The organism is Saccharothrix xinjiangensis (assembly GCF_039527585.1).
In the GTDB taxonomy this organism is placed as follows: Bacteria; Actinomycetota; Actinomycetes; order Mycobacteriales; family Pseudonocardiaceae; genus Actinosynnema; species Actinosynnema xinjiangensis.
Genome location: NZ_BAAAKE010000004.1, coordinates 287,680 through 299,858, shown reverse-complemented (window position 1 = coordinate 299,858; position 12,179 = coordinate 287,680). Strand labels below are relative to the sequence as shown.

Here is a 12,179-nt window from a genome sequence, read left to right as displayed (position 1 = left end):
CCGGCGCGGTGAAATCCGGCGCGGTGAGGTCCGGTGCGATGGGAAGACTGGCCGTTCTCGTGACGGGCGCGCTGCTGCTCACCGGCTGCGGCTCGGGCGGCTTCGACGGCATCTACAACGTGCCGCTGCCCGGCGGCGCGGACCTCGGCGACCGGCCGTACTCGGTGAAGGTCCGGTTCCAGGACGTGCTGGACCTCGTGCCGCAGGCGGGCGTGAAGGTCAACGACGTGCCGGTCGGCCGGGTCGACCGCATCGACCTGGCCGCCGACGGCTGGACCGCCGAGGTGACCGTGCTGGTCAACGGCGACGTGCGGCTGCCGGGCAACGCGGTCGCCCGGCTGCGCCAGTCCGCGCTGCTCGGCGAGAAGTACGTGGAGCTGGACGGCTCACCCGGGGGGAGCGGCACCGGGGGCGCCGAGCAGGGCGAGCTGACCGACGGCGCCGTCATCCCGGTCGAGCGGACCAACCGCAACCCCGAGGTCGAAGAGGTCTTCGGCGCGCTGTCCATGCTGCTCAACGGCGGTGGCATCGCCCAGCTCCAGGACATCTCCCGCGAGCTGAACGCCGCCCTGGAGGGCAACGAGCCGCAGATCAAGTCGCTGCTGAGCAGGCTCGACACCCTGGTCGGCGACCTGGACGCGCACAAGGGCGAGATCACCCGCGCGCTCGACGGGCTCAACCGGCTCGGCGGCGCGCTGAACGAGCAGCGCGGCCGGATCGAGGGCGTGCTCGACGAGCTGGAGCCGGGTTTGAAGGTGCTCAGCGAGCAGCGCACCCAGCTGGTGACGCTGCTCCAGTCGCTGGACGCGCTGTCCGACGTGGCCGTGGACACGGTGACCAGGTCGAAGGACGACATCGTCGCCGACCTGAGGGCGTTGACGCCGACCCTCCAGAAGCTGGCGGAGGCGGGCGCGAACCTGCCCAACGGGTTCGAGCTGCTGCTGACCTACCCGTTCCCGGACTCCTCGATCGCGGGCGTCCGGGGCGACTACACCAACCTGTACGCCGACATCGACCTGGACCTGGGCAACATCGTCGACAACCTGGGCCGGTCGCGGCAGTCGGTGCTGCCGGACGTGCCGGTGCTGCCGGGCATCACCGGCACCGCGCCGTCGGTGCCGCTGCCGCTGCCGAACCTGCCGCTGCCGGGGGTGACGCCGGGCCAGTCGGGGCTCGGCGACCTGCTCGGCGGCCTGCTGGGGGGTGTCGGCCGGTGATCCCGCGCAGGACCAAGCTCCAGATCGGCGCGTTCGTGGTGATCGCGCTGGTCGGCATCAGCTACGTCGGCGCCCGCTACGCGGGCCTCGGCCGGGTGTTCGGCGCCACCGGGTACGTGGTGACCATGCAGCTGGAGGACTCCGGCGGCGTGTTCACCAACGCCGAGGTCACCTACCGGGGCGTCGGCGTCGGCCGGGTCGCGCAGATGCGGCTGACCTCCGACGGGCTCGACGTCGACCTGGACATCGACCCGGGCGCGCCGCCCATCCCGGCCGACCTGGAGGCCGTGGTCGCCAACCGGTCCGCGGTGGGCGAGCAGTACGTCGACCTGCGACCGCGCGGCGAGGACGGGCCGCACCTGGCCGCCGGTTCGGTCATCCCCAGGTCGGCGACCAGCACCCCGCCGCCCGTGGACGCCCTGCTCGGCAACCTCGACGCGTTCGCGAACTCCGTGCCGACCGACTCGCTGCGGACCGTGGTGGACGAGCTGGACCGGGCGTTCGCCGGGACCGGGCCCGACCTCCAGGTGCTGCTGGACAACACGCGGGCGTTCACGCAGGCCGCCACCGAGCACCTGCCGCAGACCAAGGCGCTGATCGACGACGGGCTGGTCGTGCTGAACACCCAGGCCCAGCAGGGCAGCGCGATCAGGTCGTTCTCGGCGGACCTGCGGGCGCTGGCCGAGCAGCTGAAGAACTCCGACGGCGACCTGAGGCGGCTGATCGCGGTGTCGCCCGGCGCCGCCGAGCAGGTGTCGGCGCTGCTGCGCGAGACGGGGCCGAACCTCGGCGTGGTGCTCGCCAACCTGCTGACCACCGGCAACATCCTGGTGACCAGGCTCGACGGCCTGGAGCAGATCGCGGTGACCTACCCGATCGCGGTCGGCGGCGGCTTCTCGGTCGCCAAGGGCGACGGCACGGGCGCGCACTTCGGCCTCGCGCTGAACGTGTTCGACCCGCCGCCGTGCACCGTCGGCTACGAGGGCACCGCGATCAGGCAGGGCACCGACACCAGCGCGGCCCCGCTGAACACGCAGGCCTACTGCGCGCTGGCACCGGGGAGCGCCACCGGCGTGCGGGGCGCCCAGAACGCGCCTTACGGTGGCACCCCGACCACACCGACCGGTGACCGGACCACGCAGCCCGGCCGGGAGCCGGTGGCGGAGCGGGCGACCGCCGCGCCGCTGCTGACCAGCCTGGGGCAGCTGCTCGGTCTGCCGGGCTGAGGAGGGACGGAATGGGACTTCGGCGTTGGTTCCTGCCGGTCGCGGCGGTGCTGGCGGTGCTGGCCGCCGGGTACGCGGTGTGGGCCGGGGTGTCGTGGTGGAGCGCGTCGTCCGACGAGTCGGTGGCGTTCTCCCGGGAGCGGGACGAGGTGCTGCGCGTTGGGCAGGTCGGCGTCGTCAACTTCACCACGCTGGACTACCGGGAGGTCGACGAGGACCTCGACCGGTGGCTGGAGTCGTCGACCGGCGAGCTGAGGTCGGAGATCGAGAACGGCCGGGAGGGGCGGAAGCAGCAGATCGCGGACGCCAGGACGGTGACCACGAGCCGGGTGCTCGACGCGGCCGTGACCGAGCTGGACTCGCGGGCGGGCGAGGCGCACCTGATCGCGGTGGTGGAGACCACCGTGACGCCGGAGGGCGGGCAGGCGGTCAAGAAGGTCAACCGCTACCAGACCGACCTCACCCGCACCGACGCCGGTTGGAAGCTCAGCGCGCTGGGGCCCGTCGGGGCCGGCGGCGCGTGAACGCGAGGAGATGACAGTGCCCCCGTCCCGCCGCCGCCCGGTCCCGACCCCGCCCACCGCCCGCCCGAAGGTCGCCGGCCTGCGCAAACGCCCCGGCGCCACACCCGCCAACACCCAGCCGACCGACGCCCAGGCCGCCGACGCCCAGGCCGCCGATCCCAGGGTCGCCGACGCCCAGCCCGCCGAGGGTCAGCCCGCCGACGCCCAGGCCTCCGACCCCCGGTCCGCCGACCCCCGGTCCGCCGAGGACCAGGTGGTCGACGACCCGGCGGGGGAGGGCGCCCCTGCCCGGTCGTCCGAGGCGCTGGGCCTGATCGAGCCCCGTGACGACCTGACCGGTGATGAGACCGCCGGTGGCGACACCGCCGAGGACCTCACCGCACGCGACGCCACCACCGGGACCACCGGGACCACTGCCACCCCCGCTCCGGGCCCGCGCCCCCGGGGGCGGCACAAGCGCGCCGGCGAGTCGATCGCCCCGAGCGTGCTCGACGAGGACGAGGCGGCCGGCACCGCGTCGCCCCCCGCCACCCGGTCCACCCGGTCGGCCCCCGCCACCCCGTCGCCCTCCGCCTCCGGGGACCCGAGCCCCTCGGCCCTCCCCGCCCTCCCCGCCCTTCGGAACCCGTTCCTGCCCGTGGCCCTGCTCGTGGTGGCCGCGCTGCTGGTCGGGCTGGGGGCGTGGTTCCAGCACCGTGCGGGCGAGGTGCGCTACAACCAGGCCCTGGTCGACAGCGCCGGCACCACGGAGGTCGCCGGCCAGGCCCGCGAGGCCGTCGAGAAGGCGTTCTCCTACAACTTCGCCGACGTCGCCGGCACCGAGGAAGCCGCCAACGAGCTGCTGGTCGGCAAGGCCCAGTGCCAGTACAACGCCATCTTCGGCCCGGTCCGCACGCTGGCGCCCGAGCAGAAGCTCGTGGTCACGGTGAAGGCCGTCTCCAGCGGCGTGACCTCGCTCGACGGCGACCGCGCCACGGTCCTGCTCTTCCTGGACCAGGTCACCACCCGCACCACCGACAACCAGAGCGGCGGCGGCATCGCGATGATGCGGGTCGGCGCCCAGCGGCTCGACGGCCGGTGGAAGGTCGACAACATGGAGATGTTCGGCCAGAGCGGCGACCAGGCCGCCGAGACCGCCAAGTGCTGACCTCCCCCTCCCGCGCCCCTCGCCGCACCCTCCTTACCCCGCCGCCCCCCGCCCGAACCCCGGAGATCGCGCGTGTCCTCCACTCGGGCACGGCGTGTCCTCCGCTCGGGCACCGCGTGTCGTCCACTCAGGACCCCGCAACCGTCCTGCCGGCCACTGCAATAGTGATGTCGGTCACAGTTTTAGCTCAGTGACCGAACGGAATCGCCACTGCCTCGTCAGGGCCCCGCACTGCCCGCCAAAGGTTCACCCTGGTTCACGTCCATGTATTTTTGCAGGTCAAGACGATAACGCCGCGTTATCACCGCTTGCGCCACTGGGGTGATCGCCGCGTGGCATCTTGACTGCGAGCGTCAGCGGGGTCACTCTGTCGGTGAGCACGAGAAAGGTCCTTCCACGTGCCTCTCGACAGTTGGCGTGCGCGCGGCTAGACTGCCCCTTTGCGCTGCCCTCTTTCCGTTTGCCCTTCGCCGAGAGCTGGATTGCCGGGCATCGCCGCACCCTTGACAGCCGTGCTAGTTCCGCTGACTAGCCAGCTACCTGTCCCTGGAAGGACGCATCTTGGCGATCTCTCGCGCGACCAAGGCCACTGCTGCGACCAACTCCACGTCGGGGATCCCCGGAGCGCCGAAGCGAGTCTCTTTCGCGAAGATCCACGAACCGCTTCAGACGCCCAACCTGCTCGACCTGCAGATCCAGTCGTTCGAATGGCTCACCGGCGACGAGGCGTGGTTCCAGCGCCGCGTCGACGAAGGTGACGAGGCCCCCACGGGCGGCCTCGAGGAGGTCCTGAACGAGATCTCCCCGATCGAAGACTTCTCCGGCTCGATGTCGCTCTCCTTCTCCGACCCGCGCTTCGACGAGGTCAAGGCCTCCGTCGAGGAGTGCAAGGACAAGGACATGACGTACGCGGCCCCGCTGTTCGTCACGGCGGAGTTCACCAACCACACCACCGGCGAGATCAAGAGCCAGACGGTGTTCATGGGTGACTTCCCGATGATGACGGACAAGGGCACGTTCATCATCAACGGCACCGAGCGCGTGGTGGTGTCCCAGCTCGTCCGCTCGCCGGGTGTCTACTTCGACACGGCGATCGACAAGACGACCGACAAGGACGTCTTCAGCGTCAAGATCATCCCGTCCCGGGGTGCCTGGTTGGAGTTCGACGTCGACAAGCGCGACACCGTCGGCGTCCGCATCGACCGCAAGCGCCGCCAGCCGGTGACCGTGCTGCTGAAGGCCCTCGGCTGGAGCACCGAGCAGATCCGCGAGCGCTTCTCGTTCTCCGAGACGCTGCTCACCACGCTGGAGAAGGACCACACCGCGGGTACCGACGAGGCGCTGCTCGACATCTACCGCAAGCTGCGCCCCGGCGAGCCGCCGACGAAGGAGTCCGCGCAGGCCCTGTTGGAGAACCTGTTCTTCAAGGACAAGCGCTACGACCTCGCCAAGGTCGGCCGGTACAAGGTCAACAAGAAGCTGGGCCTGGACCTCCCGATCTCCAAGGGCGTGCTGACCGAGGACGACATCGTCACGACGATCGAGTACCTGGTCCGCCTGCACGCGGGCGAGACGAACATGCAGCCGGGCGAGACCGAGGTGCCGGTCGAGGTCGACGACATCGACCACTTCGGCAACCGCCGCCTGCGCACCGTCGGCGAGCTGATCCAGAACCAGATCCGGGTCGGCCTGTCCCGCATGGAGCGCGTCGTGCGCGAGCGCATGACGACCCAGGACGTCGAGGCCATCACGCCGCAGACCCTGATCAACATCCGCCCGGTGGTGGCGGCGATCAAGGAGTTCTTCGGCACCTCCCAGCTGTCGCAGTTCATGGACCAGACGAACCCGCTGGCGGGCCTGACCCACAAGCGCCGCCTGTCGGCGCTGGGCCCCGGTGGCCTGTCCCGTGAGCGGGCCGGCATGGAGGTCCGCGACGTCCACCCGTCGCACTACGGCCGCATGTGCCCGATCGAGACGCCGGAAGGCCCGAACATCGGCCTGATCGGCTCGCTGTCCTCCTACGGGCGGGTCAACCCGTTCGGCTTCATCGAGACGCCGTACCGCAAGGTCGTCGACGGTCGGGTCACCGACCAGGTCGACTACCTGACGGCCGACGAGGAGGACCGGTACGTCAAGGCGCAGGCGAACGCCAGCATCGACGACGAGGGCAACTTCCTGGAGGACCGCGTCCTGGTCCGCAAGAAGGGCGGCGAGGTCGAGATGATCGACCCCGCCGACGTGGACTACATGGACGTCTCGCCGCGCCAGATGGTGTCGGCCGCGACCGCCATGATCCCGTTCCTGGAGCACGACGACGCCAACCGCGCCCTCATGGGCGCGAACATGCAGCGCCAGTCCGTGCCGCTGCTGCGCAGCGAGTCGCCGCTGGTCGGCACCGGCATGGAGCTGCGCGCCGCGATCGACGCCGGTGACGTCGTGGTGGCCAAGAAGACCGGTGTGGTCGAGGAGATCTCCGCCGACTACGTCACGGTCATGGCCGACGACGGCTCGCGGCAGACCTACGGCCTGCACAAGTTCCGCCGCTCGAACCAGGGCACCTGCATCAACCAGAAGCCCATCGTGAACGAGGGCGACCGGGTGCAGCACGGCCAGGTGCTGGCGGACGGCCCGTGCACCGAGAACGGCGAGATGGCGCTGGGCAAGAACCTGCTCGTCGCGATCATGCCGTGGGAGGGCCACAACTACGAGGACGCGATCATCCTGTCGCAGCGCCTCGTGCAGGACGACGTCCTGACCTCGATCCACATCGAGGAGCACGAGATCGACGCGCGGGACACCAAGCTGGGCGCCGAGGAGATCACCCGGGACATCCCGAACGTCTCCGAGGAGGTCCTGGCCGACCTCGACGAGCGCGGCATCATCCGCATCGGCGCCGAGGTCCAGCCCGGCGACATCCTGGTCGGCAAGGTCACGCCCAAGGGCGAGACCGAGCTGACCCCGGAGGAGCGCCTGCTCCGCGCGATCTTCGGCGAGAAGGCGCGCGAGGTGCGCGACACGTCGCTGAAGGTGCCGCACGGCGAGTACGGCAAGGTCATCGGCATCCGCGTGTTCAGCCGCGAGGACGACGACGAGCTGCCCCCCGGCGTGAACGAGCTGGTCCGCGTCTACGTCGCCCAGAAGCGCAAGATCCAGGACGGCGACAAGCTCGCCGGCCGCCACGGCAACAAGGGCGTCATCGGCAAGATCCTCCCCGTCGAGGACATGCCGTTCCTGGAGGACGGGACGCCGGTCGACATCGTGCTGAACACGCACGGCGTGCCGCGCCGCATGAACATCGGCCAGGTGCTGGAGACCCACCTCGGGTGGATCGCCAAGCAGGGCTGGAGCATCAACGGCGACCCGGACTGGGCGAAGAACCTGCCGGCGGACCTGTACGACGTCGAGCCGGGCACGAAGACCGCCACGCCGGTCTTCGACGGCGCCCGCGAGGAGGAGATCACGGGCCTGCTGGGCTCGACGGTCCCGAACCGCGACGGCGAGCGGATGGTCAAGGAGAACGGCAAGGCCGTGCTGCTCGACGGGCGCAGCGGCGAGCCGTACCCCTTCCCGGTGTCGGTCGGCTACATGTACATCCTGAAGCTGCTGCACCTGGTCGACGACAAGATCCACGCCCGTTCGACCGGCCCGTACTCGATGATCACGCAGCAGCCGCTGGGCGGTAAGGCCCAGTTCGGCGGCCAGCGCTTCGGTGAGATGGAGTGCTGGGCGATGCAGGCCTACGGGGCGGCGTACACGCTCCAGGAGCTGCTGACCATCAAGTCCGACGACGTGCTGGGCCGCGTGAAGGTCTACGAGGCCATCGTCAAGGGCGAGAACATCCCGGAGCCGGGTATCCCGGAGTCCTTCAAGGTGCTGCTCAAGGAGCTGCAGTCGCTGTGCCTCAACGTCGAGGTGCTGTCCTCGGACGGCGCCGCGATCGAGATGCGCGACGGCGACGACGAAGACCTGGAGCGCGCGGCCGCGAACCTCGGCATCAACCTGTCGAGGACCGAGTCGCCGTCCGTGGACGACGTCGTCAACTAGTCCTCGCCGGCCGCCGAGGGCGCGCCCACCCCGCCACGCGGGGGACGGCGCCCTCGGCGGCCCAGCCACCAGCACCCCAAGCAGCACCGAACCAAAAAGGGGAAGAGAGTAGACGTGCTCGACGTCAACTTCTTCGATGAGCTCCGCATCGGTCTCGCGACCGCGGACGACATCCGCCAGTGGTCCTACGGCGAGGTCAAGAAGCCCGAGACCATCAACTACCGCACGCTCAAGCCGGAGAAGGACGGCTTGTTCTGCGAGAAGATCTTCGGTCCCACCCGGGACTGGGAGTGCTACTGCGGCAAGTACAAGCGGGTGCGCTTCAAGGGCATCATCTGCGAGCGCTGCGGCGTCGAGGTGACCCGCGCCAAGGTGCGCCGCGAGCGCATGGGCCACATCGAACTGGCCGCGCCGGTCACGCACATCTGGTACTTCAAGGGCGTCCCGAGCCGGTTGGGCTACCTGCTCGACCTGGCCCCCAAGGACCTTGAGAAGATCATCTACTTCGCCGCCTACGTCATCGTGGGCGTGAACGCCGAGCTGCGCCACAACGACCTGCCGACCCTCGAGAACGAGATGCAGGTCGAGCGCAAGCGCGTGGAGAACAAGCGCGACGCCGACGTCGAGGCGCGCGCGCAGAAGCTGGAAGCCGACCTGGCCGAGCTGGAGGCGGAGGGCGCCAAGTCCGACGTCCGCCGCAAGGTCAAGGAGGGCGGCGAGCGCGAGATGCGGCAGCTCCGCGACCGCGCCCAGCGCGAGCTGGACCGCCTCGACGAGATCTGGTCCACCTTCACCAAGCTGGACAAGGCCCAGCTCATCGCGGACGAGCTGCTCTACCGCGAGCTGTACGACCGCTACGGCGACTACTTCACCGGCGCCATGGGCGCCGAGGCCATCCAGAAGCTCCTGGGTGACTACGACGTGGACGCCGAGGCCGACGTGCTGCGCGAGACCATCCGCAGCGGCAAGGGCCAGAAGAAGCTGCGCGCCCTCAAGCGGCTGAAGGTCGTGGCCGCCTTCCAGGCGACCCGCAACAACCCGCAGGGCATGGTGCTGGACTGCGTGCCGGTCATCCCGCCGGACCTGCGCCCGATGGTGCAGCTCGACGGTGGCCGCTTCGCGACCTCCGACCTGAACGACCTGTACCGCCGCGTCATCAACCGCAACAACCGCCTCAAGAGGCTGATCGACCTCGGCGCGCCCGAGATCATCGTCAACAACGAGAAGCGGATGCTCCAGGAGGCCGTCGACGCGCTGTTCGACAACGGCCGCCGGGGCCGGCCGGTGACGGGTCCGGGCAACCGGCCGCTGAAGTCGCTGTCCGACCTGCTCAAGGGCAAGCAGGGCCGGTTCCGCCAGAACCTGCTCGGCAAGCGCGTCGACTACTCCGGCCGTTCGGTCATCGTGGTCGGCCCGCAGCTGAAGCTGCACCAGTGCGGCCTGCCCAAGCAGATGGCGCTGGAGCTGTTCAAGCCGTTCGTGATGAAGCGGCTGGTGGACCTCAACCACGCGCAGAACATCAAGTCCGCCAAGCGCATGGTCGAGCGCGCCCGCCCGGCCGTGTGGGACGTGCTCGAAGAGGTCATCACCGAGCACCCGGTGCTGCTCAACCGCGCGCCCACGCTGCACCGCCTCGGCATCCAGGCCTTCGAGCCGCAGCTGGTCGAGGGCAAGGCCATCCAGCTGCACCCGCTGGTCTGCGAGGCGTTCAACGCGGACTTCGACGGTGACCAGATGGCGGTCCACCTGCCGCTGTCCGCCGAGGCGCAGGCCGAGGCGCGCGTGCTGATGCTGTCGTCGAACAACATCCTCTCGCCCGCGTCCGGCAAGCCGCTGGCCATGCCGCGACTGGACATGGTGACGGGTCTGTACCACCTGACCCGGCACAAGGAGGACGACCTCGGCGAGGGCCACGCGTTCTCGTCGCCCGCCGAGGCGCAGATGGCGTTCGACCGCAAGGCCCTGGGCCTCCAGTCCATGTGCAAGATCCGCATCACGGACAAGAACCCGCCGAAGGGCCAGGAGCCGGAGGGCTGGGAGCCCGGTCAGCCGTGGCTGGCCGAGACCACCCTGGGCCGGGTGCTGTTCAACGAGGTGCTGCCGCAGGACTACCCGTTCCTGAACGAGGTCATGCCGAAGAAGCGGCAGGCCATGGTCATCAACGACCTCGCCGAGCGGTACCCGATGGTCACCGTCGCCCGGACGCTGGACAAGCTGAAGGACGCCGGCTTCTACTGGGCCACCCGGTCGGGCGTGACCGTCGCGATCTCCGACGTGCTCGTGCCGGAGGCCAAGCAGGGCATCCTCGACGAGTACGAGAAGCTCGCGGACGCGGTCGAGAAGCGCTACCAGCGCGGTCAGCTCTCCCACACGGAGCGCAACAACGAGCTGGTCAAGGTGTGGACCAAGGCCACCGAAGAGGTCGCCGAGGTCATGGAGGCCAACTTCCCCGAGGACAACTCGATCCGCATGATCGTGGCGTCCGGGGCGGCGGGCAACATGACCCAGGTGCGGTCGCTGGCCGGCATGCGCGGTCTGGTGACCAACCCGAAGGGCGAGTACATCCCGCGGCCGATCAAGAGCTCGTTCCGCGAGGGCCTGTCGGTGCTGGAGTACTTCATCGCCACGCACGGCGCCCGCAAGGGCCTGGCCGACACCGCGCTGCGGACCGCCGACTCGGGTTACCTGACCCGTCGTCTGGTGGACGTCTCGCAGGACGTCATCATCCGCGAGGTCGACTGCGGCACCACGCGCGGCGTGAACATGACCGTGGGCGAGCGGCAGGGCGACAAGGTCGTGCTGGCCGAGTTCGCGCAGACCTCGGTCTACGCCCGGACCATCGCCGAGGACATCACGGACAAGGACGGCAACCTCGTCCTCAACCGCGGCGCCGACCTGGGCGACCCGGCGCTGGCGACGCTCGTCGAGGCGGGCGTGACCAGGGTCAAGGTCCGCTCGGTGCTGACCTGCGAGTCCGCGGTCGGCGTGTGCGCGTCCTGCTACGGCCGCTCGATGGCGACCGGCCAGCTGGTCGACGTCGGCGAGGCCGTCGGCATCGTCGCCGCCCAGTCGATCGGTGAGCCCGGCACGCAGCTGACCATGCGCACCTTCCACCAGGGTGGTGTGGCCGGCGACGACATCACGACGGGTCTGCCCCGCGTGCAGGAGCTGTTCGAGGCTCGCGTGCCGAAGGGCAAGGCGCCGATCGCGGACGTCGACGGCCGCGTGCGGATCGAGGACGGCGACCGGTTCTGGAAGATCACCCTCATCCCGGACGACGGGTCGGAGGAGATCATCTTCGAGAAGCTGTCCAAGCGGCAGCGGCTCGCGAACACGGCCACCGGCCCGCTCCAGGACGGCGACCACGTGGCGGTCGGCCAGCAGCTGCTGGAGGGCACGCCCGACCCGCACGAGGTGCTGCGCGTGATGGGTCCGCGCGAGGCCCAGCTGCACCTGGTGCAGGAGGTCCAGAAGGTCTACCGGGCCCAGGGCGTGGCGATCCACGACAAGCACATCGAGGTCATCGTCCGGCAGATGCTGCGCCGGGTGACGATCATCGACTCGGGTGCGACCGAGTTCCTGCCGGGCTCGCTGGTCGAGCGCGCGGAGTTCGAGTCGGGCAACCGGGCCGTGGTGGCCGAGGGCGGCGAGCCCGCGGCCGGCCGTCCGGTGCTGATGGGCATCACGAAGGCGTCGCTCGCGACCGACTCGTGGCTGTCCGCGGCCTCCTTCCAGGAGACCACGCGAGTCCTGACCGACGCCGCCATCAACGGCCGGTCGGACAAGCTGATCGGCCTGAAGGAGAACGTGATCATCGGCAAGCTGATCCCGGCCGGCACCGGCATCAACCGGTACCGGAACATCCAGGTGCAGCCGACCGAGGAGGCGCGTGCGGCGGCGTACGCGATCCCGAGCTACGACGACGGCTACTACACGCCGGACGTCTTCGGCACGGGCACCGGCGCCGCGGTGCCGCTGGACGACTACGACTTCGGCCGCGACTACCGCTGAAGTTCTGATC

General features: G+C 70.0%; 6 protein-coding genes. All 6 read left to right on the top strand.

What is annotated here, in order from left to right; all coding sequences use genetic code 11:
* Nucleotides 1-38: 38 nt before the first annotated feature.
* The 6 genes from ABD223_RS11965 to ABD223_RS11940 all read left to right on the top strand — a co-directional run bounded on the left by ABD223_RS11965 (nucleotide 39) and on the right by ABD223_RS11940 (nucleotide 12,169).
* Entirely contained in the window at nucleotides 39-1,217 is a 1,179-nt protein-coding gene (locus ABD223_RS11965) for an MCE family protein (RefSeq protein WP_344036159.1), read from the top strand.
* Entirely contained in the window at nucleotides 1,214-2,443 is a 1,230-nt protein-coding gene (locus tag ABD223_RS11960; RefSeq protein ID WP_344036158.1) for an MCE family protein, read from the top strand. Before ABD223_RS11965 ends, ABD223_RS11960 begins: the two co-directional genes overlap by 4 nt.
* An 11-nt stretch (nucleotides 2,444-2,454) precedes the next feature.
* Nucleotides 2,455-2,967: a nuclear transport factor 2 family protein gene (locus ABD223_RS11955; RefSeq protein ID WP_344036157.1), complete on the top strand. Its 513-nt coding sequence runs from the start codon at nucleotides 2,455-2,457 to the stop codon at nucleotides 2,965-2,967.
* Nucleotides 2,968-2,977: 10 nt separating this feature from the next.
* Nucleotides 2,978-4,114, top strand: coding sequence for a hypothetical protein (locus tag ABD223_RS11950; protein ID WP_344036156.1), 1,137 nt, complete (start codon nucleotides 2,978-2,980; stop codon nucleotides 4,112-4,114).
* Nucleotides 4,115-4,675: 561 nt separating this feature from the next.
* Nucleotides 4,676-8,158: a DNA-directed RNA polymerase subunit beta gene (rpoB, locus tag ABD223_RS11945; RefSeq protein WP_344036154.1), complete on the top strand. Its 3,483-nt coding sequence runs from the start codon at nucleotides 4,676-4,678 to the stop codon at nucleotides 8,156-8,158.
* A 114-nt stretch (nucleotides 8,159-8,272) separates the two neighbouring features.
* Entirely contained in the window at nucleotides 8,273-12,169 is a 3,897-nt protein-coding gene (locus ABD223_RS11940; RefSeq protein ID WP_344036153.1) for a DNA-directed RNA polymerase subunit beta', read from the top strand.
* Nucleotides 12,170-12,179 lie beyond the last annotated feature (10 nt).

Coding starts and splice junctions, on each gene's coding strand:
- ABD223_RS11965 (WP_344036159.1), top strand. CDS start 39: ATGGGAAGACTGGCCGTTCTCGTGACGGGCGCGCTGCTGCTCACCGGC.
- ABD223_RS11950 (WP_344036156.1), top strand. CDS start 2,978: ATGACAGTGCCCCCGTCCCGCCGCCGCCCGGTCCCGACCCCGCCCACC.
- ABD223_RS11955 (WP_344036157.1), top strand. CDS start 2,455: ATGGGACTTCGGCGTTGGTTCCTGCCGGTCGCGGCGGTGCTGGCGGTG.